This window comes from Rugamonas violacea, from assembly GCF_016461825.1.
Classification (GTDB): domain Bacteria; phylum Pseudomonadota; class Gammaproteobacteria; order Burkholderiales; family Burkholderiaceae_D; genus Rugamonas.
The window spans coordinates 30,390-53,910 of sequence record NZ_JAEMNU010000094.1 but is presented as its reverse complement, the minus strand read 5'-3'; the positions used below and the strand labels follow the sequence as shown (position 1 = coordinate 53,910).

The window sequence follows — 23,521 nt, the reverse complement described above, 5'->3', positions numbered from 1 at the left end:
GCCGACGGACCCGGCGGCGCGCCGGCGGCGGGACGTGAAAAAGGCGCCACGCGGGCGCCGTTTGTGACTTTCGGTTAACACGTCCGGCGCAGTTTATGGCACGGTCAGTATCACTTTCACGGTGTCGTCGACGTGGGCCTTGTCGATGTAGCCGATGGCGACGGGGTCGGCGGCGACGGCCTTTTTGACCTCGGCGTCGGAGTTGTACTCCTTCGGCGCGTTGCCCTTGCCGGTGAACACCAGCTTGGACCAGATCGCCTTGACCTGGGTGGCGTCCTTGCCCAGCACCTTCTGGTAGAACTCGTTGCGCAGCGGACTGTCGTTGCGCTCGATCGGCGTGAACAGGCTGGACTTGCCGAGGAAGAACTGCGAGGCTTGTTCGCTGAACATGCGGGTGGCCGGGTTTTTCGGGCTGACGATGACGACGATCTCCGCGGCGCACACCGGCGCGGCGAGCGCCAGGCCGGCGGCGAGCAGGGACAGGGCGAGTTTGACGGGTCTGGTTTGCATGTTGGCCCCTTAGAAAACGAAGTCGATGCCGACCGCGTACACATTGACCGGGCCCGTGAAGCCCGGCGCGGCGTTGATGAAGGCGCCGGCGCCGTTGCGCGGGCTGATGCGGTCGATCTGCAGCTTCAGCGCGGCGGCCTTGTAGAAGTCCCAGCGCAGGCCGATCGCGTTGCTCGACTGCAGGCCGGCCTTGATCGTGCTGTTGACCCCCGCGCTGAGCGGCGCCAGCGGTCCGCTGGTGGGCAGCGCGCTGTACTCGTTGCGGCTGTCCTGCTTGACGTCGCCGTACATGTAGTAGGGCGTGAACTTGCCGTAGCGGTAGCCGAACATGGCGTACCAGGAGCTGGTGTCGTGGATCACCAGCGACTCGGTCTTGCGCTTGGCGTACTCGGCCTGGATCAGGAAGTTTTTGTAGTCCATCGTCATGCCGACCGAGGTGAACGAGCCCTTGACGTCGTCGAGCTTGAGGTCGTCGGCGATGCCAGCCAGGCCGACGGCGCGCAGCGTCGCGTTCAGGCCGTTCAGGCCGACGTTGTCCTTGACCGAGAACTTGGCGTCGGCGCGGCCGAAGCGGTAGGTGAAGGGGCCGTTTTCGACCACCACGTGGAGCGCCGTGACGGTGCTGAAGTCGATGTAGTAGTTGCCCGGCGCGCGGGTCTTCGACTTGCCGAAGGCGAACTGGGCGGTGACGGCGGTGTCGTCGAAGCTGTGCTGGTAGATCACGTCGACGCCGTCGACATGGTCGACCGAGACCTGGCGGTAGACCTCGGCCGGCGGGCGCAGCATGGTGTTGGCGTAGCCGACGTTGCGGAAGTCCGAGATCAGGTAGATCGGCAGGCCGATGCGGCCGGCGCGCAGGCTGAAGTCGTCGTTGGCCTTGTACTTGGCGAAGGCCCAGGCCAGCTCGGCGCCGTACTGGTCGGTGGCGAACTTGCGCATCAGGCCCTGGGCGGTGAAGGAGACGGTCTCGTTCCACTTGGCGGTGGCCTGCACGCCGAAGTTGGAGTCGACGCCGGGGCGCGGGTCCTTGCGCACGCCGGCCGCCTGGCCGGGGCGGATGTACTCGGCCTGGTCGGTGTCGCTCATGGTCAGCGCGGCCGTGCCGAAGCCGCTGATGGTGATGGCGGGGCCGTCCTCGGCGTGCGAGGGCAGGGCGGCGCAGGCCGCCAGGAGTGCGAGTGCGGTGCGTGACAGTGTGACTGGTTTCATCGGTTTCCCTCCAAGGTGGTGTGGGCGCCTTGTTGTTTTGCCAGCTTGTTGACGCTGCGTCGAGTGTGTACCTGCGGCATCTTCTTGTCGCCGGCTTTTTATCCTGGACACGCTTTTCCGTTGTGTGAGGGCAACGGCGCCCGTTGTGGACCGCCGGCGGGGCGCCCGCCGCCGCACCGCCGCCGCCGCCGCGTCCGCCGCACCCATCGGATGGCGTCAGGGATTACAATAGCGGCTCCCTTTTCCCACCCATGAGAACCCGAATATGGCCGTCAATTCCCCCCTGCCCGTCGCCAGCGACCTGAAGCCCGTCGCCGGTATTGAAATCGGCTTCGCCGAAGCCGGCATCAAGAAGCCCAAGCGCAAGGATGTGCTGGTGCTGACGCTGGCGCCGACGGCCACCGTCTCGGGCGTGTTCACGCTGAACCGCTTCTGCGCCGCGCCGGTGCAGATCGCCAAGGCCCACCTGGCCGCCGTGCGCGACGGCGGCAAGCCGATCCGCGCCCTGATGGTCAACACCGGCAACGCCAACGCCGGCACCGGCGCCGTCGGCCTGGCCCTGGCCAACGAGACCTGCGCCGCGCTGGCCGGCCTGCTGGGCTGCGAAGCGGGACAGATCCTGCCGTTCTCGACCGGCGTGATCCTCGAACCCCTGCCGGCCGGCAAGATCGTCGCCGCCCTGCCGCAGGCCGTCGCCGGCCAGCGCGCCGACAGCTGGTTCAACGCCGCCGAGGCGATCATGACCACCGACACCCAGCCGAAGGCGGCCTCGCGCACGCTCAGCATCGGCGGCCACAGCGTGACCATGAGCGGCATCAGCAAGGGCGCCGGCATGATCAAGCCGAACATGGCGACCATGCTCGGCTTCCTGGCCTTCGACGCCAAGGTGGCCCAGCCGGTGCTCGACGCCCTGGTCAAGCACGCCGCCGACCGCTCGTTCAACTGCATCACCATCGACGGCGACACCTCGACCAACGACTCCTTCATGCTGATCGCCACCGGCGCCGGCACGCTGGTGGTGGACTCGGTCGACTCGGCCGAGTACGCCGCGCTGGCCGCCGCCGTCACCGAACTGTCGCTGTTCCTGGCCCAGTCCATCGTGCGCGACGGCGAGGGCGCCACCAAGTTCATCACCATCACCGTCGAGGGCGGCAGGGACGTCGAGGAGTGCCGCAAGGTGGCCTACTCGATCGGCCACTCGCCGCTGGTCAAGACCGCCTTCTTCGCCGCCGATCCGAACCTGGGCCGCATCCTGTGCGCCATCGGCTACGCCGGCATCGACGACCTCGACGTCGAGCAGTTGAACCTCTACCTGGACGACGTCTGGGTCGCCAAGAACGGCGGCCGCAACCCCGACTACAAGGAGGAGGACGGCCAGCGCGTGATGAGCCAAAGCGAGATCACGGTGCGCGTCAAGCTGGCGCGCGGCGCCGCCGAGGCCACCGTCTACACCTGCGACCTGTCGCACGAGTACGTGACCATCAACGCCGACTACCGTTCCTGAGGGATGGCCATGGCCAGCCCCCTGGAACAATTCCTCGTGCGCGCCGAGGCCCTGCTGCAACGGGTCGAGGCGATCCTGCCGCAGGCGCCGCGCGAGCCCGACTGGAAGTTGGGCCATGCCTACCGTTGGCGCAAGCGCAACGGCGGCGGCGCCAGCTATCTGCAGGCGGTGGCCCACGTCTCGACCATCGCGCTGGACGACCTGCACAACATCGGCCCGCAAAAGGCGCAGATCGAGCAGAACACGCGCCAGTTCGTGCGCGGCCGGCCGGCCAACAACGTGCTGTTGACGGGCGCGCGCGGCACCGGCAAGTCCTCGCTGATCAAGGCCTGCCTGAACCAGTTCGCCGTCGACGGCCTGCGCCTGATCGAGGTCGACAAGGCCGACCTTGCCGAGCTGCCCGACATCGTCGACCTGGTGGCCGGCCGGCCCGAGCGTTTCGTCATCTTCTGCGACGACCTGTCGTTCGAGGAGGGCGAGAGCGGCTACAAGGCGCTGAAGGTGGCGCTGGACGGCAGCGTGGCGGCGCAGTCGGACAATGTGCTGATCTACGCCACCTCGAACCGGCGCCATTTGATGCCGGAACGCATGTCCGACAACGCCAGCTACCAGCACGACGAGGACGGCGACCTGCATCCGGGCGAGACGGTGGAGGAGAAGATCTCGTTGTCGGAGCGCTTCGGCCTGTGGCTGTCGTTCTACCCGTTCAAGCAGGACGACTATCTGGACATCGTGGCGCACTGGCTGGGCTCGTTCGGCTGCGACGCCGCGCAGATCGCGGCGGCGCGCGCCGACGCGCTGCGCTGGGCCTTGCAGCGCGGTTCGCGCTCGGGCCGGGTGGCTTGGCAGTTCGCCAAGGACCACGCCGGCAAGCTGCCCGAAGGCACGCCATGAGCGCGGCAACGGCGCTGAACGCGGCGGCGCCGGCGGTGGCGGCGCTCAAGCCGGTCGACGTGGCGGTGGGCATCTTGATCGCCGCCAACGGCGACGTGCTGCTCGGCCAGCGTCCGGCCGGCAAGCCCTACGAGGGTTACTGGGAATTCCCCGGCGGCAAAGTCGATCCGGGCGAAACGGTGCTGCAGGCGCTCAAGCGCGAGTTCATGGAAGAGCTGGGCATGGTGGTCGAGAGCGCGCAGGAGTGGTGCGGGGTGGAATATGTGTATCCGCACGCCCATGTGCGGCTGCATTTCTTCATCAGCCGCGACTGGCACGGCGAGGCGCAGAGCCTGGAAGGCCAGGCCTTCGCCTGGCAGGGCGCGGTCGGCGTCGAGCCGCTGTTGCCGGCGACCATACCGCTGCTGGAGTGGCTGGAGCAGATCCGCCACGATCCGGCGGCGTTGCCTTAGCTTGCGCCGGTGGCATCCGTTGCGTCTTTAATGCCAGCTAAACGGAGCGTTCGCCAATGCGTTATATTGGTAGCGCGCGTCGTCGCGCCGGCTGGTTTGGGTATATTCTGAATGAAGTGAATCGGCGTCGTTGAAGTGCTGATTTTCGAGGAAAATATCATGTTTAAGAAACGCGAAGCAGCACAGTTGGCCGCTGCGCTGCTCGACCGAGCGGGCGGTCGTCTGAATGTGCTCAAATTGACAAAATTGCTATATCTTGTCGAGCGCGAGGCCATGAAGCGTCATGGATTTCAAGTTTCTGATGACCAAATGGTCTCCATGCCAAAGGGGCCGGTTCTTTCGCAATCGCTTGATCTGACGAATGGTTTTATTGTGTCGGATGAGTGGGATGGCTTGGTCGAAGACCGTGAACAGCATGAAGTGCGGCTCAAACATGCGATTGCACGTAAGAACCTGGATGCTTTGAGCGATGCGACGATGAGTATCGTTGATGGCGTCTGGGCAGAGTTCGGCCAGATGAATCAATGGGATCTTGTCAAATATACGCATGATCAGTGCGCGGAGTGGAAAGATCCAAAGGGTTCATCGTCGCCGATTCCGGCGCAACGTGTCTTTATGGCGCTTGGGGCTTCAGCGCCCGACGCCGAATTGATGGCGAAAGAAATGAAGGCGCAGCAGTACCTGGACAAGTTGCTCGCTGACGCAGATGATTAGCTCAGCCCACTTTCCGATTGCCCGGAGAGACGCTTTTTTAATACCAAGCGGTCCTGATTTGTCGGAGGAGCAATTTCATTTTTTCGTCGTATTGACCGACCCGGCAAAGCACGACTCGATATTGTTGGTCAACGCTACGACGATCTACCCGAACGTTCCGTACGACCCGGCGTGCATCCTTGAGGTTGGCGATCACTCTTTCATCCGGCGCCGAAGCTACATACTGTACTCAAAGGCGCGCAAGATCAGTCTACAGCGGCTACGCCAACTCATCGCAGCGAAAACAATCCTGTTTCGGCCGCCGCCGATCAGCCCGATCGTGTTCGAGCGCATCGCTGCCGGCGTGTCGGGCGGGCAGATGAGTCCCGAATATCTGGATTTTTATCAGTTATACAAGTGAAGAGGCTGTCATCGCCGACAGCTCTCTATTCCTCGTCGAGCGGATCGACCGGCGGGGCGGCCGGGATGGCGTACTTTTCCTCGGCCCAGGCGCCCAGGTCGATCTGTTTGCAGCGCTCCGAGCAGAACGGGCGGTATTTGTTCTTTTCGCTCCACTCCACCTTCTTGGCGCAGGTCGGGCAATCAACTACGGTCATCGCAAATCATCTTCTCAAAAGTTACAGAGCGTCAGCTCAAATGGGACATCGTCTTCCAGCGGCTTGGGTTTCAAGTCGCCGCCCTGGGTGGTGAAACGCACCCACAGCATGTATTTGTTGGCGGAAATCTCCGGGATCGCGCCCAAGGATTCGTCCAGGCTCAGCCGCAGCATCTGGTAGACCTTGCCTTGCAGCATTTGTTGGTAGCTGCCGGCGACGGCGATCATCTTGATCGGGCCGCCCGAGTCGCGCAGCAGGCGCAGCACCAGGGCCAGCGCGTCGAACAGCGGCGCCAGCGGGGCGAACCAGTTGGCGATGTCGTTGAAGCGCTGCTGGGCGCTGCGTTTCTGCCAGGCGTAGTAGGACGGCAGGTCGAACTCGCAGGCGCCGCCGGGGATGATGGTGCGGCCGCGTATGCTCATCAGCCATTCATTGTCGCGCACGTTTTGGCCGGTCTTGCCCTGGGCCGACACCAGCGCGCTGCTGACGTCGTCGAGCTCGGCGAGTATCGCGTCCAGCGTTTCCGCCTGGACATTTGGATTCATGCGGTAGCCGAGCAGGCTTTGCCGCTGGCGTTCCAGCTCCTGCAGTAGATCGGATTTGAGGTCGGCGCGGCCGGCCACTTCGAGCATGTCGAAGATGGTGGCGAGGGCGACGTGATGTTGCATTGGATGTTCTTGATGGACAAAGAACTTGAATTTCTCGTACAGATCCTCCAACCGCAACAACGTGCGTATGCGCTCGTTGAAAGGATATTCGTAGACAATCAAAATAACATCCCTTTTTATGTGTGGAACCCGCTCAATCCCGTGATTTTGAAGCAAGCGAAGCAAAATTACAAACGTTGCGACGGTATTGTCGTCGTTCTTTTCGAAAATGCCAGGTATAAATTGTGCAGCCGCTCGATTTGCGGCGCCAGGTCGGCGATGCCGCCCTCGTTGCTGACGATATCGTCGGCCAACTCGCGGCGCAGTTGGCGCGGCACCTGAGTCGCCATAATGGCCTTGACCTGGGCTTCTGGCAAGCCATTGCGCGCCATCACGCGGGCGATTTGCAGGCTTTCCGGGCAGTCGACGGCCAGCACCCGGGCGACGCGGGCGCGCCAGCTGCCCGATTCGAACAGCAGCGGCACGGCGTAGATCACGTAGCTGCCGCTGGCGGCGGCGGCGGCCGCCAGCGCGGCGTCGCGGATGCGCGGATGCAGGATCGCCTCCAGCCTGGCCTTGGCCGCCGGCTCCCCGAACACCAGCGCGCGCATGCGGGCACGCTCGAGCGCGCCGTGGGCGTCGGCGAACTCGGCGCCGAATTCGGCGACGATGGCGGCCATGGCGGCGCCGCCCGGCCCGGTCAGCTGGTGGGCGATCAGGTCGGTGTCGACGATGCTGGCGCCACGCGCGGCGAACATGTCGGCGACGGTGCTCTTGCCGCAACCGATGCCGCCGGTCAGGCCGACGGCGAAGGGGAGGGGGGATATGACTGGGGGCGGGGCGGTGGCGGGCGTGGCGGACATGGTCATCGGTGGTTCAGCCCAGCAGGCCGAGGGTGTAAGCGGAAATCGAGTTGCCGTACAACATGGCGATCAGCCCGGCGGCGGCCAGATAGGGGCCGAAGGGGATCGGGTTGTTGCGGCCGTGGCGGGCGAAGACGATCAGGCCAATGCCGACCAACGCGCCGACCACCGAGGACAACAGGATGATGGTCGGCAGCATGGCCCAGCCCAGCCAGGCGCCCAGCGCGGCCAGCAGTTTGAAGTCACCATACCCCATTCCCTCTTTTCCGGTCGCCAGCTTGAACAGCCAGTAGATGCTCCACAGCGCCAGATAGCCGGCCGCCGCGCCGATCACCGCGTCCTGCAAGGGCACGAAGGTGCCGTTCAGGTTGACCAGCAGGCCGACCCACAGCAGCGGGTAGGTCAGGTCGTCGGGCAGCAACTGGGTGTCGGCGTCGATGAAGGTCATGGCGATCAGGCTGTAGAGGAAGAACAGCGTGGCCAGGCCGGCCCAGCCGCTGCCGAAGCGCCACACCAACAGGGCCGACAGCAGGCCGGTGAGCAGTTCGACGGCCGGGTAGCGGACCGAGATCGGCGCCTTGCAGGCGCTGCATTTGCCGCGCAGCAGCAGCCAGCTGAGCAGGGGGATGTTTTCCAGCGCGCCGATCTGGTGGCCGCAGTGCGGGCAGGCCGAGCGCGGCACCATCAGGTTGAAACGGTCGGCGTGGGGCGGCTCGCGGCCGCTCTCGACGGCGACGTAGTTGTCCGATTCGCGCTGCATCATCTTCGGCACGCGGTAGATCACCACGTTGAGGAAGCTGCCGAACAGCAAGCCGAACAGGCCGGCCAGCAGGCTGACGGCGAAGTCGGCCGGAGCGGCGAAGAGCAGGGGGTGTGGGGACATCGTATCGGCTTCCGCGTTCGGTTGGCCCGGACGCGCCGTCTCGACGAGGCGGCGGCGGGCGAATTCCCGTATTAAAACACGGCAAGCCCGGCGGCGGCGGACCGGCGTCGCAGATTTTGTTGTTGGAGGGGATTTTTTGCCGGGCCGGCGCGGCCCTGCTCAGGGCGAGCGGGCGGCGGCGCCGGCGGGCTGTTGCTTAAGGTGGGGCACCGCCGTCGCCGACTTCGCCTTCCGGATCGAACGAGAAGACGCGCAGCTCGGCCGGGCGGACGTCGCCGAAGTTGAGCCGCACTGTGACGTAGAGGGATATTTCCCAGCGGCCCTGCGCCTTGGCCACTTCCAGCTCGCCTTGCCAGACTTGCTTGACGCGGTGCTCGTGTGGACGGCTCGGGTGCGGTTCAGTGCACGGAACCACCTCGAACTTGTTAGGTAGGACGTAAACGGCGCGGTCGATGCCGCAGAACGGCGAGGGGGCGGCGTACTTGAGCGGCAGCTTGGCGCCGATTTGGATGATTTGCGGGTTTGTCAGCAGGCAGCAGTCGACCACCTCGAAGCCACGGTAGCCGCTGGCGTGGCTGCCCAGGCCGTCGATTTCGACGTGCAGCATCTCACCCGGTTGGAACAGGATGCCGCCGGCGTGGTCACCCTTGACCGGGCGCGAATTCGGCAGGAACTCCCAGTCCAGCGCGTCGCTGGTCTGGTTGGCGTCGAACGATACCTTCAACAATACTTCTTTGTATGCTTTGTCTTCCGTGTTGGCTGCTTGCGCTTCCAGTTTCATTGTGCACTTTCAAGGAGGAGGGATTGATAATGTGGATCGCGCCGCAACGCGATCAAGTCGGGCTCGCTGTCGATCAAATGGGCGGGATAGCCCAGGGTGCTCGCCCGTATCAGCGCGGCGATGGCGGACGGGCGGCGGCCGCCCAGTTCGTACGCCAGCGCAGCGCGGAATTGCACGTCGGGACTGGCCGGCGCCCGCGCCAGTGCCCGTTCGGTCCATTTAAGGGCGCCGGCGGCATCGTCCAGACGGACGCGGTACCAGCCCATGCGCGAGGCCAGCACGGCGTTGTCCGGCGTGCGTTCGAGCTGCACGGCGAGCAGCTCGCTGGCGCGCCGGTAGGCCTGCTGCGAGTCGGCCTCGCGGCCCGGCAGCCAGCGCAGCGCGTCGGCCAGGTTGGCCCACTTCAGATAGTCGTTGGGGCTGCCCTTGGCCCCCGAGACGGCGCGCTCGAAGGCCTGTGCGGCGCCGGCGTAGTCGGCGCGGGCGAACAGTGTGGTGCCCAGGTTGGTGTACAGGCGGCCGTTCGGGCGCACCTGCAGGCCCTGTTGCAGTACCTGCAGCGCCTCGTCGCCGCGCCCTTGGCGCAGCAGGGCCATGCTCAGATTGGCGTAGGCGTAGACGGTCTCGGGGTCGAGTTGCAGGCTGAGGCGGAAGGCCGCCTCGGCGGCGGTGTAGTCGGCCTGTTGGAAGCGCAGCGTGCCGAGCAGGTCGGCCAGGCGCCGTTCGCGCGGATGCATTTGGCGTCCCTGACGCAGCAGCGTTTCTGCCTCGTCGAAGCGGCGCAGGGTGAGCAGGGAGTTGATCTTGCCGATCAGCGCCAGCAGGCAGCGCGGATCGAGTTCGAGGGCGCGGGAGTAGTGCGGCAGCGCGGCTTCCTGCTGGCCGACCACCAGCAGCGTGTCGCCCAGCGCCACGTGGGCCAGCGCCAGTTGGTCGTCCAGCCGCAGCGCCTGCTGGGCGCTGGCGTTGGCCTGCGCCAGCAGGGCCGGGTCGCGCCCGTCGCCGTTGTAGCGCATGCTGTAGGCGAGCGACAGGCCGGCGGCGGCGCTGGCCTGGCGTGGATTCTGCCGCAGGATTGCCTGGAAGGTGGCGGTTGCCTCGGTCAGGCTGTCGTCGCGGTCGTAGTGGCGCAGCGCCTCCATGCCGGCCTGCAGCGTTTGCGCCGGCGCCATGGCGGGCAGCCAGCGTTGCAGTGGCGCCAGCAGCCACAGCGCGCCGCCCAGCAGCGCGACGGCGGCGCCGGCAGCAGCCGCGCCGCGCCAGCCGCGCCAGCGCCGCCGCGTCGCCGTTGCCGCCGGGGCGTCCGGCGCGCTCAGCGCGGCGATGCGCTGGCGCACCGCCGCCATCGAGCGCAGCCGCACGCTGGGATCGCGTGCCGTCATAGCCAGCACGAGTGCCACGGTAGCGGCCGGCACCTCAGGCGGGAAGGGCCAGCGCGAGGAGCACGATTGCAGGTGGGCGGCGGCGAGGGCTAGGCCGTCGAGGTCGGCAAACGGGCGGGTGCCGGCCAGCATTTCGTACAGCATGGCGCCGAGGGCGTAGATGTCGGAGGCGACGCTGGGTGGTTGGCCGCCCAGGCGTTCGGGCGCCATGTAGGCGATGGTGCCGTCGCTGTGGTCGGTCATTGACGACGGGTTGGCCAGCGGATTGATCTGGCGTGCCAGGCCGAAGTCGAGGATGCGCGGCGCGCCGGAGGCTTCGATGATGAGGTTGGATGGCTTCAGGTCGCCATGCACCAGGCCGCTGGCATGTGCCTCGGCCATGGCGGCGGCGATCTGGTCGACGATTTCCAGCGCCTGCGCCTGGTTTAGTGTGCGATCCAGCATGCACTGGCGCAGCGTGTTGCCCTGCACCAGCTCCATGATGATGGCCTGATTGGCGCCGACCCCGGCCACCGAGAAGATTTTGACAAAGGCGCTGTGGCTGAGCGCTGCGGCCTGCCGCGCCTCGCGGATCAGACGTTCCGGATCGAGGGCGGCGGCGCCTTGCTTGAGCTGTTTGATCGCAATGGCGCGGCACAAGGAGGTATCCCAGGCTTCGAACACCCGGCCGTAGCTGCCCTCGCCGAGCTGGCTGCGGATCTGGAAGTGATCCGGCAGGTCGGCGCCGTGTACGCTTTGTTGCAAGTTGATCGAGGCAGACACCATTCGTCTTCCAGCCGCGCACGCGCAGCATATTTGCGAAATACTATTGAATCATAGATATGATTGTTGTTAGGATAATATTCCTATCCTGTTGCAATTAAACTACGTTTAACTATGGACAATGTTAATTGATAGCAGCACTTCTTGCCAAGCTGTTATTTCGACCAGTAGTTGTCGGGCCGACACCTCGGACAGCTCAAATACCTCAGGCAGCGATGCGCCGATTGGCGGCGGCGACCGGCGGCGCCACGTCGAGCGGCGCGGCGCGGTAGTCGGCGATCGAGCGCAGCGCCCGTGTGCGCGCCACTAGTTCCGCCCACGGCTCGGCCCACACCTCGTCGTACAGGCACTCGCCCGGCGCCTGCACGGCGAAGGCCAGATTTTCCCGGCCGGGGGTGAAGGCGCAGGCGATGCCGGGCTTGTTGCCGCGCGCGTCACAGCGATACCAACCGTGGCCATCCAGCCACACCGCCACCAGACCATGGCTGCAATAGGCCCCGCCGGCCTCATCGAACAGCAGGCGCTGGTAGCAGAAACCGGCGGCGATGCCGTGTTGGCGCAGCAGGGCGACCAGCAGATGGCTCTTCGCCGTGCACAGTCCGGTGCCGGCGGCCAGCACCTCGGAGGCGACGCAGGTGACCTCGTCGCGGCCGTGGTCGATGCTGTGCTCGATGTTGTCGCGCACCCAGTCGAAGCAGTTGCGCGCCGTCTGCTCGGCGCTGGCGCCGGCCAGGCTGCGCGCCAGGGCGGCGACGGCTGGATGGTCGTGGTCGATGATGCTGCTGCTGGCCAGGAAGTCGGCGGCGGTGTCGATGTCGGTGTGCATGCTCGTGGTGGTCAAGGTTGGGGCGTGTGGCGCCGTTCAGCGCGGCCGGCAAGTCCCGGCGCGCCCGGCATGGCCGGAGCGTTGTGCTCCATGCCACAGCGCGACGGCGCTCGCGGTGATGGCGAATTGCTAATTTTGACAGAAATCCGCAGAGTCGGCCAGCGCATAGGCGGAAGTGGCGCCGGTAGCCGACTAACGATGTATCCGCCGCCGGCCGACGCGGCGCCGGCCAGCCGGCCGATGCGGCGCCAGCCAGCCGGCCGATGCGACGCCGGCCAGCCGGCCGATGCGACGCCGGCCAGCCGCCCGATGCGGCGCGGTCCGCCGGCCGGCGGCCGCCCGGCCGCGCCGCCTAGACCACCGAGCCGAGCTTGAAGATCGGCAGGTACATCGCCACCACCAGGCCGCCGATCAGCACGCCGAGGATGACCATGATCATCGGCTCCATCAGGCTCGACAGCGAGGCCACCGCCTCGTCGACCTCCTCCTCGTAGAAGTCGGCCACCTTGCCCAGCATGGCGTCGAGCGAGCCGGACTCCTCGCCGATGGCGACCATCTGCGTCACCATGTTGGGGAAGACGTCGGCGTTCTGCATCGCCACCGTCAGGCTGGTGCCGGTGCTGACCTCGTTCTGGATGCGCCGCGTGGCGTCCAGGTAGACGGCGTTGCCGGCGGCGCCGCCGACCGAGTCGAGCGACTCGACCAGCGGCACGCCGGCGGCGAACATGGTGGCCAGGGTGCGGGTCCAGCGGGCGATGGTGGCCTTGCGGATCACCGAGCCGAAGATGGGCAGCTTGAGCAGCAGGATGTCCATGTTGCGCTGCACCTTGGGCGAGCGCTGCCAGGCCTGGAAGAAGAAGTACAGGCTGCCGAAGATGCTGCCGAAAATCAAATACCAGTAGCGCACGAAATATTCGGAGACCGCCATCACGAACAGGGTCGGCGCCGGCAGGTTGGCGCCGAAGCTGGCGAACACCTCCTTGAAGGCCGGCACCACCCAGATCATGATGACCGCCGTGACGATGAAGGCGATCGCCAGGATCGACACCGGGTACATCAGCGCCGACTTGATCTTGGCCTTCATCGCCAGGGTCTTTTCCTTGTAGATCGCCAGCCGGGTCAGCAGGTCCTCCAAAATGCCGGCCTGCTCGCCGGCGCCGACCAGGTTGCAGAACAGCGGGTCGAAGTACAGCGGGAACTTGCGGAAGGCCTGGTTCAGGCTGGTGCCCGTCTCGATGTCGGCGCGCAGGTCCATCACCAGCTTGGAGACGGACGGGTTGGCATGGCCCTTGCCGACGATGTCGAACGATTGCAGCAGCGGCACGCCGGCCTTCATCATCGTCGCCAACTGGCGGGTGAACAGGGAGATGTCCTTGTCGGTGATTTTCTTGCCGCTGCGGTAGACCTTTTTCTTGACCTTGGTCACCATGATGCCCTGGCGCCGCAGCGTCACGTTGACCACGGCTTCGCCGCCGGCGCGCAGCTCGCCGCGCACCGTCTTGCCGCTCTTGTCCTTGCCCTCCCAGGCGAAGACCGATTCCTTGACTTGGTTGCCGTTCGATCTGGCCATGCCGACTCCCTATTCGTTGGTGCAGCCCAGCACTTCCTCCAGACTGGTCAGGCCGTTCCTTACCTTCACCAGGCCGGACTTGCGCAGCGACTTGACGCCCTCGCTCTCGGACTGGGTGGCGATCTGCATGGCGTTGCCGTTGGCCAGGATCAAGGCCTCGATGGCCGGCGTGATCGGCATGATCTGGTAGATGCCGACCCGGCCCTTGTAGCCGCCGCCGTTGCAGCGCTCGCAGCCGATCGGGCCGTAGGGCTTCCAACTGCCGTCCAGCTCGTCGGCGCGGAAGCCGGCCTTGAGCAGCAGCTCGTCGCTGATCTCGACCGCCTGCTTGCAGCTGCACAGGCGCCGCGCCAGCCGCTGCGCGGTGATCAAAATCACCGACGAGGCGATGTTGAACGGCGCCACGCCCATGTTCATCAGCCGCGTCAGGGTCGACGGCGCGTCGTTGGTGTGCAGGGTGGAAAACACCATGTGGCCGGTCTGCGCCGCCTTGATGGCGATGTCGGCCGTTTCCAGGTCGCGGATCTCGCCGACCATGATGATGTCCGGGTCCTGCCGCAGGAAGGACTTGAGCGCCACCGGAAAGGTCAGGCCGGCCTTGTCGTTGACGTTGACCTGGTTGACGCCGGGCAGGTTGATCTCGGCCGGGTCCTCCGCCGTGGAGATGTTGATGCCCGGCTTGTTGATGACGTTCAGGCAGGTGTACAGCGACACCGTCTTGCCCGAGCCGGTCGGCCCGGTCACCAACACCATGCCGTAGGGGCGCTGGATGGCGTCGAGCAGCAGCTCCTTCTGGTCGGGGTCGTAGCCGAGCGCGTCGATGCCCATCTGCGCCTGGGTGGCGTCGAGGATGCGCATCACCGTTTTCTCGCCGAACAGGGTGGGCAGGGTGCTGATGCGCAGGTCGATGGTCTTGGTCGGCGAGACGATCAGGCGCATGCGGCCGTCCTGCGGCACGCGCTTCTCGGAGATGTCGAGCTTGGCCAGCACCTTGATGCGCGACACCAGTTTTTCCTTGATCGAAATGGGCGGCTGGGCGTGCTCCATCAGCACGCCGTCGACGCGGAAGCGGATGCGGTAGAACTTCTCGAACGGTTCGAAGTGCAGGTCGGAGGCGCCCATGTTGACGGCGTCCATCAGCATCTTGTTGAGGAAGCGCACGATCGGGGCGTCCTCGACGTCGTTGGCGCCGGCCTCGGGCGCGGCGGCGGCGCTGTCCTCCTCGGCGAACTGGATGTCCTGCTCGTCGCCGATCATGTCGTTGATGCTCTGTTCGGTGTTCTTGTTCAGCGCCGCCAGCAGGTTCAGCAGGGCGTCGTGGGCGACGATCACCGGCTCGACCGAGGACTCGGTCTGGAACTTGATCTGGTCCAGCGCCTGGATGTTGGTGGGGTCCGAAATGGCCACCGACATCTTGTTGCCGCGCTTGGACAGCGGCACCACGCGCTGGCTCTGCATCAGGCGGTGGTCGACGACCTTGGGCGGCAGCGCCTCCAGGTTGACGCTGTGCAGGTCGAGCAGGGGGTAGGCGAAGGTTTCCGAACAGAACAGCGCCAGCGCGCGCGCGTCGATCGCGCCGCTGGCCAGCAACACGTCGATGAAGGCCTGCTTATCGTTGCCGGCTTTTTTGTGCAGCGCGTCGGCCTGGGGCGCGCTGAGGCGCCCGGCCTGGAGCAGGGCCCGCGCCAGCCCCGGCAGGGCGGTGCTGGGCGTGGCGTTGGGAATGACTGCTGCCATGGGTGCGCGCCATCAGGAGAACTGCGGTGGGAGGGTTGCGGCGCCGGCAGGGCCGGTCGGCAACGCTCCATCCGATGATGCCCCCGGGGTTGCGCTTTGTAAAGCATTTGTCTCTTTGACGAAACAACCGTGCGCGCCGGCGCGGCCGGCGGCGCGACCGAGGCCGGCGCCGGGGCGGCGCCTCAGCTGCGCTTGGCGCCGCCGCGTATCAATTTGACCACCTTGATCGATTGGTTCTGCACCTGCACCACCTCGATCACGCAGTTGCCGGCCTTGACGCTGATCGGCGACTCGGGGATTTCCTGCAGCAACTCCAGCATCAGGCCGTTCAGCGTCTTCGGGCCGTCCAGGGGGAAGGTCAAACCCAGGCGCTTGTTGATGTCGCGCAGTGTCGTGGCGCCCTCGAGCAGACACTCGCCCTGCTCGTTCCAGGCGAAGCTGTCGGCCCGGGCGGCGCCCGGCATCGAGGTGGTGAACTCGCCGATCATCTCCTCGATGATGTCGTCCAGGGTCACCAGGCCCTGCACCTCGCCGTACTCGTCGACGATGATGCCGAGGCGCTCGCGGTTTTCCTGGAAGTACTGCAACTGGGTGAACACGCCGGTGTCCTGCGGAATGAAGTAGGGCGTGCTGAGCAGGGCGCGGAAGTGCTCGGTGGTCAGCTCCTCCTCCTGGTTGAGCAGGGCCACCGCCTTGCGCACGTGGAGGATGCCGACGATCTGGTTGATCTCGCCCTCGTAGACGGGCAGCTTGTTGTGGTAGCAGGTGGTCAGCTCGTGCTTGATCTCCTCGACCGGCAGCGACAGGTTGAGCGCCTCGATCTGCGAGCGCGGCGTCATCACGTCCTCGACCGAGATGGTTTCCAAGTCGAACAGGTTGAGCAGGATGCTCTTGTGTTTCTGCGGGATGAAGTTGCCGCCCTCCAGCACGATGGAACGCAGTTCCTCCGGCGACAGGCGGGCGTCCTGGACGTGGGCGCCGGCCTTGATGCGGAACAGCTTGAGCACCAGGCCGACGAACAGGTTGACGAACCAGATCACCGGCTTGGCGGCGGCCATCAGCGGTTTCAGCACGACGGCGGTGGGCAGGGCGATCTTTTCCGGGTAGCTGGCGCCGATCACCTTGGGCGAGATCTCGGCGAAGACGATCAGCAGGAAGGCCACCACGCCGGTCGAGACGGTGATGACGTTGTCGTCATGGCCGAAGGTGTCGATGGCGATCGAGGTGACCAGGGCGGTGGCCATGGCGTTGATCAAGGTGTTGGCGATCAGCACCAGCGACAGCAGCTTGTCGGTGCGGTCGAGCAGCCACAGCGTGGTGATGGCGCGGCGGCTGCCGCGTTTGGCCATATGCCGCAGACGATAGCGATTGGCCGCCATCAGCGCGGTTTCGGCCATGGCAAAGAATGCCGAGCATAGGATCAGGAGGGCGAGCGCAAGAAGTTGCACCCAAAACGGCACGGTATCCAAGGGTCACCGTAAAGAAACTTGCATGGGAAACTGGTCGGCCAGAAGATGGCGCCGGCCCAGAGCGGCATGGCCGAATTCGCGGCCACAGAGTGTTGAATTCTAAGGCAAGGGCCGCTTCCATGCAAGTTTGGCTATATTGCGCCGCGCATGGCGGCGCCGGGATGCGTGGTATCCCGGCGGGGAAAGTGGGCCTCAACTGCCCCGGTAGGTGGAATAGGCCCACGGCGAGACCACCAGCGGCACGTGGTAGTTCTGCGTGGCGTCGGCGATGCCGAAGGCCAGGGTGACCTGGTCGACGAAGCGCGGCGAGGGTTGCTCGACGCCCCGTTCGGCGAAGTAGTCGCCGGCGTTGAAGACCAGCTCGTATTTGCCCACTTTCATCGTCTCACCCTCCAGCAAAGGGGCGCAGCGGCCGTCGGCGTTGGTGACGTCCGCTTTCAACAACACCTTGCCGGCCTCGTTGACCGCGTACAGGGCCACGCCGACGCCGGCGCCAGGTTTGCCCACGGTGATATCGAGCACGTGCGTACTAAGCTTTCCCATGATCCGTCCTATATGTTTGAGTGAAACTGCTTATCCGGCAAATCATATACCGATGCAAGTGGGGCAATATATGATGGGACGTATATTCTCCATTGCCACCGTCCCCATCCATTTTCGACACCGATGACTACCTACGACAACTATCCGCGCGACATGATCGGCTACGGCCCCAAGCCTCCCCACGCCCAGTGGCCCAATCGTGCGCGCATCGCCCTGCAATTTGTCCTCAACTACGAGGAGGGCGGCGAGAACAATGTGCTGCACGGCGACGCGGCGTCGGAAACCTTCCTCTCGGAGATCATCGGCGCGGCCGCCTTCCCGGCCCGCCATTTGAGCATGGAATCGATCTACGAATATGGTTCGCGCGCCGGCCTGTGGCGGCTGCTGCGCATGTTCGAGGAACGCAAGCTGCCGCTGACGGTGTTCGGCGTGGCCATGGCGCTCAAGCGCAACCCCGAGGCGGTGGCCGCCTTCCAGCAACTGGGCCACGAGATCGCCTGCCACGGCCTGCGCTGGATCTCCTACCAGAACATGGACGAGGCGGCCGAGCGCGCCCACCTGCAAGAGGCCGTCGGCATCATCCGGGAGTTGACCGGCGGCACGCCGCAGGGCTGGTACACGGGCCGCGACTCGCCCAACACGCGCAAGCTGGTGGTCGAGCACGGCGGTTTCCGCTACGACGCCGACCACTACGGCGACGACCTGCCGTTCTGGCAACAGGTCGCCCACACCGACGCCGCCGGCCAAGCCGCCGTGACGCCGCAACTGATCGTGCCCTACACGCTCGACACCAACGACATGCGCTTCGCCGCCATGCAGGGCTTCAACTCCGGCACCCAGTTCTTCGACTATCTGAAGGACGCCTTCGACGTGCTCTACGCCGAGGGCGATCCGAACGGCCTGAACCGGCCGAAGATGCTGTCGATCGGCATGCATTGCCGCCTGCTGGGGCGGCCGGCGCGGGCCGCCGCGCTGGCCCGCTTCCTCGACTATGTGCAGGGCCACGAGCGGGTCTGGATCACCCGCCGCATCGACATCGCCGAGCATTGGCACGCGAACCATCCTTTTGCCGGATAATGGACGGCGCGGCGGACCCATGCCGGGTCTGTCCGATATGCGCCACGGCAGATACCCGACATCGGCTTTTTCTTATATGGAGAATCGCCGGCGGGTGATAATCTGGCCGATTGGAGTTAGCCGAGGCGACAATGTCAGAACCGATCCGTTTTTATTTCCGTGGCGCCGTGCAGGAGGTCGCCCAGGCGGCGCCGACGCAGACCGTGCTGCAGCATCTGCGCGAGGATCTGCGTTGCACCGGCACCAAGGAAGGCTGCGCCGAGGGTGACTGCGGCGCTTGCACGGTGGTGCTCGGCAGCCTGCGCGACGGCAAGCTGGAAATGAAGGCCGTCAACTCCTGTATCCAACTCACTCCCACCTTGGACGGCAAGGCCCTGTTCACCGTCGAAGACCTGCAACAGGCCGACGGCGCGCTGCATCCGGTGCAGCAGGCGATGGTCGATTGCCACGGTTCGCAATGCGGCTTCTGCACGCCCGGCTTCGTCATGTCGCTGTGGGGCATGTATCTGGACAAGGATGGCCAGCCGGCCCAGCGCAAGGAAATCGACGACTGCCTGTCCGGCAACCTGTGCCGCTGCACCGGCTACCGCCCGATCATCGACGCGGCCAGGCGCATGACGCAGTTGCCCAAGGTCGGCTTCGACCGCGCCGCGCTGACCGCACAACTGCAAGCCTTGCGGCGCGATGCCATGGCCAGTTACGCGGCGCACGGCCAGCAGTTCCACGCCCCGCGCACCCTGGACGAGCTGGTGCAGGTGCGCGCCGCCCAGCCGCAGGCGACCTTGCTGGCCGGCTCGACCGACGTCGGCCTGTGGATCACCAAGCAGATGCGCGAGTTGAACAACATCATCTACCTGGGCCAGGTCGAAGCCTTGAAGCACGTGCGCGAGGCCGACGGCGTGCTGGAGATCGGCGCCGGCGTGTCGCTGAACGAGGCCTACGCCGCGCTGTGCCGGCACTATCCGCCATTGTCCGAGATGTGGCAGCGCTTCGCCTCGCTGCCGATCCGCAACGCCGGCACCTTGGGCGGCAACGTCGCCAACGGCTCGCCGATCGGCGATTCGATGCCCTGGCTGATCGCGCTGGGCGCCTCCATCGTGCTGCGCGGCGCCGGCGGCCAGCGCCGCATGCCCTTGCAGGACTTCTACCTCGACTATCAGAAGAAAGATTTGCTGCCCGGCGAGTTCGTCGAGGCCGTGCGCGTGCCCTTGCCGCGCGCCGACCTGCGGTTCCGCACCTACAAATTGGCCAAGCGTTTCGACCAGGACATTTCCGCCGTCTGCGCCGCCTTCGCCGTCACCCTGGACGGCGGGCTGGTCAAGGAGGCCCGCCTCGCCTTCGGCGGCATGGCCGCCATCCCGAAACGCGCCGCCCAAGCCGAGGCCGCCTTGAACGGCCAAGCCTGGAGCGAGGCCAACCTGGCCCGCGCGATGGCCTTGCTGGCGCAAGACTTCGCGCCGCTGTCGGACATGCGCGCCTCCAGCGCCTACCGCATGACGACGGCGCAAAACCTGCTGCGCCGCTTTTGGCTGGAAACCCGCGTCGACGCCCCGCTGGCGGCCGACGCCGTCAACGCCTTCGCCTGCCGCGCCTGAAAGGAAACACCATGAACGATGCCGGCACAGCGCTGTTGAAGAACGAGGCGGCCACAGCCGCCAAGGACGCCGGCTGGGCCGCCGTCGGCAAACCGCACGCGCACGAGTCCGCCGTGCTGCACGTGCTGGGCCAGGCCAACTACACCGATGACATCGCCGAACTGCAAGGCACGCTGCACGCCGCGTTGGGCTTGTCGTCCAAGGCCCACGCCAAGCTGCTGTCGCTCGATTTGACGGCGGTGCGCGCGGCGCCCGGCGTGGTCGCCGTCTACACCGCCGCCGACATCGCCGGCACGAACGACTGCGGCCCCATCATCCACGACGATCCGATTTTGGCGGATGGCCTGGTGCAGTACGTCGGCCAGCCCATCTTTGTCGTTGTCGCCGCCAGCCACGACCAGGCGCGCCGCGCCGCCCGTCTGGCCGTGGCCGGCTACCAGGAGTTGCCGGCCATCTTCACGCCGCAGCAGGCCAAGGCGGCCGAAGCGTATGTGTTGCCGCCGATGCGATTGCAGCGCGGCGACTACCCGGCCAGGTTCGCCCAGGCGCCGCATGTGCTGAAGGGCCAGTTGTTCGTCGGCGGCCAGGAGCAGTTTTACCTGGAAGGGCAGATCGCCTACGCCATGCCGAAGGAGGACGCCGGCATGCACGTGCTGTGCTCGACCCAGCACCCGAGCGAGATGCAGCACGTGGTCGCCCATGCGCTGGGCGTGCACGCGCACAAGATCCAGGTGGAGTGCCGGCGCATGGGCGGCGGCTTCGGCGGCAAGGAATCGCAGTCGGCCTTGTGGGCCGCCGCCGCCAGCATCGCCGCCTCCAAGCTGAAGCGTCCGGTCAAGCTGCGCGCCGACCGCGACGACGACATGCTGGTCACCGGCAAGCGCCACTGTTTCTACTACGAGTACGAGGTCGGCTACGACGCCGCCGGCCAGATCCTCGCCGCCCGGGTCGACATGACCTTGCGCGCCGGCTATTCGGCCGACCTGTCCGGGCCGGTCGCCACGCGCGCCGTCTGCCACTTCGACAACGCCTACTACTTGTCCGACGTCGACATCCGCGCCGCCTGCGGCAAGACCAACACCCAGTCCAACACCGCCTTCCGTGGCTTCGGCGGACCGCAGGGCGCCATCGCCATCGAATACATCATCGACGAGATCGCCCGTAACCTGGGCCGCGACGCGCTCGACATCCGCCGCCTGAACTTCTACGGCCAGCCGGCCGGCGGCCGCAACGTCACGCCCTATGGCCAGGAGATCGTCGACAACGTCATCGTCGAGCTGACCGCCGAACTGGAGCGCAGCAGCGCCTACCGCGCCCGCCGCGCCGCCATCGACGCCTACAACGCCGCCAGCCCGGTGCTGAAGAAGGGCCTGGCGCTGACCCCGCTCAAGTTCGGCATCGCCTTCAACGTCACCCACCTGAACCAGGCCGGCGCGCTGGTGCATGTGTATGTCGACGGTTCGGTGCTGGTCAACCACGGCGGCACCGAGATGGGGCAGGGCATCAACACCAAGGTCATGCAGGTGGTCGCCCACGAGCTGGGGCTGGACATGGCGCACTTGCGCGCCACCGCCACCGACACCGGCAAGGTCGCCAACACCTCGGCCACGGCGGCCTCCACCGGCGCCGACCTGAACGGCAAGGCGGCGCAGGACGCGGCGCGGCAGATCCGCGAGCGGCTGGCCGCCTTCGCCGTCAAGCTGTACGGTGGCGAGGTGGCCGCCGTGCGCTTCGCCGCCAATGCTGTCCACGTCAACGGCCACGCCGTGCCGTTCGCCGAGCTGGTGCAGAAGGCCTACCTGGCCCGCGTGCAATTGTGGTCGGACGGCTTCTACGCCACGCCCGGCCTGCACTGGGACCCGAAGACGATGAACGGCCATCCGTTCTCCTACTATGCCTATGGCGCCGCCGTCGCCGAGGTGGTGGTCGACACCCTGACCGGCGAGTGGAAGTTGTTGCGCGCCGACGCGCTGTACGACGCCGGCCAGTCGCTCAACCCGGCCATCGACCTGGGCCAGGTGGAGGGCGCCTTCATCCAGGGCATGGGCTGGCTGACCACCGAGCAGTTGTGGTGGAATCCGGCCGGCAAGCTGATGACGCACGCGCCGTCGACCTACAAGATTCCCGGCGTGTCCGATTGCCCGGAGGACTTCCGCGTCCGGCTGTTCAAGAACCGCAACGTCGAGGACAGCATCCACCGCTCCAAGGCGGTCGGCGAGCCGCCGCTGTTGCTGCCGTTCTCGGTGTTCTTCGCCATCCGCGACGCCATCTCCAGCGTCGGCGGCCACCGCGTCAATCCGCCGCTGAACGCGCCGGCCACCAGCGAAGAAATTCTGCGCGCCATCACGGCGGTGGAAGCGGCCGTGGCCGCCGGAATTTGAAGGCGACAGCGTGAACGCCTGGCTCAACGCCTGCCGGGAAGCGGCGGTCCTGGTGACCGTGGCGAAGGGCGAGGGCTCGGTGCCGCGCGAGGCCGGCACCAAGATGCTGGTGACCGCGCACGGCCAGTGCGACACCATCGGCGGCGGCCACCTGGAAATGCGCGCGCTGGAAATCGCCCGCGCCATGTTGCATCGGGGCGCGCCCCGGCTCGAACGTTTTCCACTCGGCCCCAGCCTGGGGCAGTGCTGCGGCGGTGTCGTCCACCTGTTGTTCGAGCGGGTCGACGGCGCCCTGGCCGAGGTGCTGGCCGGCTTGCGCGGCCACGCCGACCAGGACTGCCTGCGCATCAGCGCCATCGACGGCACAGCCGTCGCCGCGCTGTTCGACCGTGACGGCGCCGCGCTGGCCGGCGCGCCGGCGCAGCGCGCCGAGGCGGGCGCCGCCCTGGCCGTTCTGTTGCCGCCAGCCTCGACGGGGCGGGGCGCCGCCGGCTCGACGCCGGCCCATGCCGCCGTCGCGCCAAGCCGGCCCGCCATGCCGACAGCCGCCCTGATCCTGGCCGAGCCGCAAGGCCGCCGCTGGCTGCTCGACCCCTGCCTGGCGCCGCGCGCGCAGTTGCTGCTGTTCGGCGCCGGCCACGTCGGCGCCGCCCTGGTGCGCGCGCTGGCCGAGCTGCCCTGCCGCGTCAGCTGGATCGACGAGCGCGACGCCATGTTCCCGGCCGACCTTCCGGCCAACGTCGTCGCCGAGGCGTCGGACACGCCGGAGGCGCTGGTGGCCGCCGCGCCGCCCGGCGCCAGTTATCTGGTGATGACCCATAGCCACGCGCTGGACCAGCGCCTCAGCGAAGCCATCCTGGCCCGTGCCGAAGTGGGTTGGTTCGGCCTGATCGGTTCGCACACCAAGCGCATGCAGTTCGAGCACCGGCTGCGCCAGCGCGGCTACGCCGCCGAACGCATCGCCGCGATGGTCTGCCCGATCGGCCTGGCCGGCATCCGCAACAAGGCGCCGGCGGTCATCGCCGCCTCCGTCTGCGCCCAATTGATGACGGTATGGGAGGCCCAGTTCGCCGCGACCGCCCTACCGCCACAGCCAACATCTCCACCGTCTTCGCACTAGAAAGCA

At 66.4% G+C, this 23,521-nt stretch carries 22 protein-coding genes; 9 read left to right on the top strand and 13 right to left on the bottom strand.

Features of this window, described 5'->3' with window-relative positions; all coding sequences use genetic code 11:
* Positions 1–93: 93 nt before the first annotated feature.
* Both H7U20_RS18095 and H7U20_RS18090 read right to left on the bottom strand, forming a co-directional pair.
* Positions 94–510: a type 2 periplasmic-binding domain-containing protein gene (locus tag H7U20_RS18095; protein WP_199760545.1), complete on the bottom strand. Its 417-nt coding sequence runs from the start codon at positions 508–510 to the stop codon at positions 94–96.
* A 9-nt stretch (positions 511–519) separates the two neighbouring features.
* A complete protein-coding gene (locus H7U20_RS18090; RefSeq protein WP_199760544.1) occupies positions 520–1,719 on the bottom strand; it encodes a porin in 1,200 nt (399 codons plus the stop codon).
* Positions 1,720–1,984: 265 nt separating this feature from the next.
* Here H7U20_RS18090 and argJ point away from each other — a divergent pair, with 265 nt between their 5' ends.
* From argJ to H7U20_RS18065, 5 genes are all read left to right on the top strand, one after another.
* Entirely contained in the window at positions 1,985–3,223 is a 1,239-nt protein-coding gene (gene argJ / locus H7U20_RS18085; protein ID WP_199760543.1) for a bifunctional glutamate N-acetyltransferase/amino-acid acetyltransferase ArgJ, read from the top strand.
* Between the two features lie 9 nt (positions 3,224–3,232).
* A complete protein-coding gene (locus H7U20_RS18080; protein ID WP_199760542.1) occupies positions 3,233–4,117 on the top strand; it encodes an ATP-binding protein in 885 nt (294 codons plus the stop codon).
* A complete protein-coding gene (locus tag H7U20_RS18075; protein ID WP_199760541.1) occupies positions 4,114–4,569 on the top strand; it encodes an NUDIX domain-containing protein in 456 nt (151 codons plus the stop codon). Before H7U20_RS18080 ends, H7U20_RS18075 begins: the two co-directional genes overlap by 4 nt.
* A gap of 159 nt (positions 4,570–4,728) precedes the next feature.
* Positions 4,729–5,283, top strand: a complete 555-nt coding sequence (locus H7U20_RS18070) for a Panacea domain-containing protein (protein ID WP_199760540.1) — start codon at positions 4,729–4,731, stop codon at positions 5,281–5,283.
* 58 nt (positions 5,284–5,341) lie between these two features.
* Complete coding sequence (locus H7U20_RS18065) at positions 5,342–5,683, top strand: hypothetical protein (RefSeq protein WP_233410867.1); 342 nt, start codon at positions 5,342–5,344, stop codon at positions 5,681–5,683.
* A 25-nt stretch (positions 5,684–5,708) separates the two neighbouring features.
* Here H7U20_RS18065 and yacG read toward each other — a convergent pair whose 3' ends face one another.
* The 11 genes from yacG to uraH all read right to left on the bottom strand — a co-directional run bounded on the left by yacG (position 5,709) and on the right by uraH (position 17,342).
* Positions 5,709–5,879, bottom strand: coding sequence for a DNA gyrase inhibitor YacG (gene yacG / locus H7U20_RS18060; protein ID WP_093388274.1), 171 nt, complete (start codon positions 5,877–5,879; stop codon positions 5,709–5,711).
* Between the two features lie 14 nt (positions 5,880–5,893).
* Positions 5,894–6,649 carry a cell division protein ZapD gene (zapD, locus tag H7U20_RS18055; protein ID WP_199760539.1) on the bottom strand — a complete coding sequence of 252 codons (756 nt, stop codon included), beginning with the start codon at positions 6,647–6,649 and terminating at the stop codon, positions 5,894–5,896.
* Positions 6,650–6,714: 65 nt separating this feature from the next.
* On the bottom strand, positions 6,715–7,395 hold the full coding sequence (gene coaE / locus H7U20_RS18050) for a dephospho-CoA kinase (RefSeq protein WP_233410866.1): 681 nt from the start codon (positions 7,393–7,395) through the stop codon (positions 6,715–6,717).
* A 7-nt stretch (positions 7,396–7,402) separates the two neighbouring features.
* The gene (locus tag H7U20_RS18045) at positions 7,403–8,272 is read right to left on the bottom strand and encodes a prepilin peptidase (protein WP_199760538.1); all 870 of its coding nucleotides are present in this window, start codon (positions 8,270–8,272) and stop codon (positions 7,403–7,405) included.
* 196 nt (positions 8,273–8,468) lie between these two features.
* Positions 8,469–8,996: a hypothetical protein gene (locus tag H7U20_RS18040; RefSeq protein WP_233410865.1), complete on the bottom strand. Its 528-nt coding sequence runs from the start codon at positions 8,994–8,996 to the stop codon at positions 8,469–8,471.
* A 53-nt stretch (positions 8,997–9,049) separates the two neighbouring features.
* Positions 9,050–11,200: a serine/threonine-protein kinase gene (locus H7U20_RS18035; protein ID WP_199760536.1), complete on the bottom strand. Its 2,151-nt coding sequence runs from the start codon at positions 11,198–11,200 to the stop codon at positions 9,050–9,052.
* 202 nt (positions 11,201–11,402) lie between these two features.
* Entirely contained in the window at positions 11,403–12,038 is a 636-nt protein-coding gene (locus H7U20_RS18030) for a transglutaminase-like domain-containing protein (RefSeq protein ID WP_233410864.1), read from the bottom strand.
* A 337-nt stretch (positions 12,039–12,375) separates the two neighbouring features.
* Positions 12,376–13,593 carry a type II secretion system F family protein gene (locus H7U20_RS18025; protein ID WP_199760535.1) on the bottom strand — a complete coding sequence of 406 codons (1,218 nt, stop codon included), beginning with the start codon at positions 13,591–13,593 and terminating at the stop codon, positions 12,376–12,378.
* 9 nt (positions 13,594–13,602) lie between these two features.
* On the bottom strand, positions 13,603–15,330 hold the full coding sequence (pilB, locus tag H7U20_RS18020) for a type IV-A pilus assembly ATPase PilB (protein ID WP_199760534.1): 1,728 nt from the start codon (positions 15,328–15,330) through the stop codon (positions 13,603–13,605).
* Positions 15,331–15,512: 182 nt separating this feature from the next.
* Complete coding sequence (locus H7U20_RS18015) at positions 15,513–16,799, bottom strand: HlyC/CorC family transporter (protein WP_199760533.1); 1,287 nt, start codon at positions 16,797–16,799, stop codon at positions 15,513–15,515.
* Positions 16,800–16,991: 192 nt separating this feature from the next.
* A complete protein-coding gene (gene uraH / locus H7U20_RS18010; protein ID WP_199760532.1) occupies positions 16,992–17,342 on the bottom strand; it encodes a hydroxyisourate hydrolase in 351 nt (116 codons plus the stop codon).
* 123 nt (positions 17,343–17,465) lie between these two features.
* Here uraH and puuE point away from each other — a divergent pair, with 123 nt between their 5' ends.
* The 4 genes from puuE (at position 17,466) to xdhC (ending at position 23,515) form a co-directional block, all read left to right on the top strand.
* Entirely contained in the window at positions 17,466–18,419 is a 954-nt protein-coding gene (gene puuE, locus H7U20_RS18005; RefSeq protein ID WP_199760531.1) for an allantoinase PuuE, read from the top strand.
* Between the two features lie 131 nt (positions 18,420–18,550).
* Positions 18,551–20,014 (top strand): xanthine dehydrogenase small subunit, encoded by a 1,464-nt coding sequence (gene xdhA / locus H7U20_RS18000; protein ID WP_199760530.1) that lies wholly within the window; start codon positions 18,551–18,553, stop codon positions 20,012–20,014.
* 11 nt (positions 20,015–20,025) lie between these two features.
* Complete coding sequence (gene xdhB / locus H7U20_RS17995; protein ID WP_199760529.1) at positions 20,026–22,395, top strand: xanthine dehydrogenase molybdopterin binding subunit; 2,370 nt, start codon at positions 20,026–20,028, stop codon at positions 22,393–22,395.
* 10 nt (positions 22,396–22,405) lie between these two features.
* A complete protein-coding gene (gene xdhC / locus H7U20_RS17990) occupies positions 22,406–23,515 on the top strand; it encodes a xanthine dehydrogenase accessory protein XdhC (RefSeq protein WP_199760528.1) in 1,110 nt (369 codons plus the stop codon).
* Positions 23,516–23,521 lie beyond the last annotated feature (6 nt).

What these genes read in the sequence shown, in the direction of transcription:
- H7U20_RS18095 (WP_199760545.1), bottom strand. Translation starts at nt 510, where the DNA reads ATGCAAACCAGACCCGTCAAACTCGCCCTGTCCCTGCTCGCCGCCGGC.
- H7U20_RS18090 (WP_199760544.1), bottom strand. Translation starts at nt 1,719, where the DNA reads ATGAAACCAGTCACACTGTCACGCACCGCACTCGCACTCCTGGCGGCC.
- argJ (WP_199760543.1), top strand. Translation starts at nt 1,985, where the DNA reads ATGGCCGTCAATTCCCCCCTGCCCGTCGCCAGCGACCTGAAGCCCGTC.
- H7U20_RS18080 (WP_199760542.1), top strand. Translation starts at nt 3,233, where the DNA reads ATGGCCAGCCCCCTGGAACAATTCCTCGTGCGCGCCGAGGCCCTGCTG.
- H7U20_RS18075 (WP_199760541.1), top strand. Translation starts at nt 4,114, where the DNA reads ATGAGCGCGGCAACGGCGCTGAACGCGGCGGCGCCGGCGGTGGCGGCG.
- H7U20_RS18070 (WP_199760540.1), top strand. Translation starts at nt 4,729, where the DNA reads ATGTTTAAGAAACGCGAAGCAGCACAGTTGGCCGCTGCGCTGCTCGAC.
- yacG (WP_093388274.1), bottom strand. Translation starts at nt 5,879, where the DNA reads ATGACCGTAGTTGATTGCCCGACCTGCGCCAAGAAGGTGGAGTGGAGC.
- coaE (WP_233410866.1), bottom strand. Translation starts at nt 7,395, where the DNA reads ATGACCATGTCCGCCACGCCCGCCACCGCCCCGCCCCCAGTCATATCC.
- H7U20_RS18045 (WP_199760538.1), bottom strand. Translation starts at nt 8,272, where the DNA reads ATGTCCCCACACCCCCTGCTCTTCGCCGCTCCGGCCGACTTCGCCGTC.
- H7U20_RS18035 (WP_199760536.1), bottom strand. Translation starts at nt 11,200, where the DNA reads ATGGTGTCTGCCTCGATCAACTTGCAACAAAGCGTACACGGCGCCGAC.
- H7U20_RS18025 (WP_199760535.1), bottom strand. Translation starts at nt 13,593, where the DNA reads ATGGCCAGATCGAACGGCAACCAAGTCAAGGAATCGGTCTTCGCCTGG.
- pilB (WP_199760534.1), bottom strand. Translation starts at nt 15,330, where the DNA reads ATGGCAGCAGTCATTCCCAACGCCACGCCCAGCACCGCCCTGCCGGGG.
- uraH (WP_199760532.1), bottom strand. Translation starts at nt 17,342, where the DNA reads ATGGGAAAGCTTAGTACGCACGTGCTCGATATCACCGTGGGCAAACCT.
- puuE (WP_199760531.1), top strand. Translation starts at nt 17,466, where the DNA reads ATGACTACCTACGACAACTATCCGCGCGACATGATCGGCTACGGCCCC.
- xdhA (WP_199760530.1), top strand. Translation starts at nt 18,551, where the DNA reads ATGTCAGAACCGATCCGTTTTTATTTCCGTGGCGCCGTGCAGGAGGTC.
- xdhB (WP_199760529.1), top strand. Translation starts at nt 20,026, where the DNA reads ATGAACGATGCCGGCACAGCGCTGTTGAAGAACGAGGCGGCCACAGCC.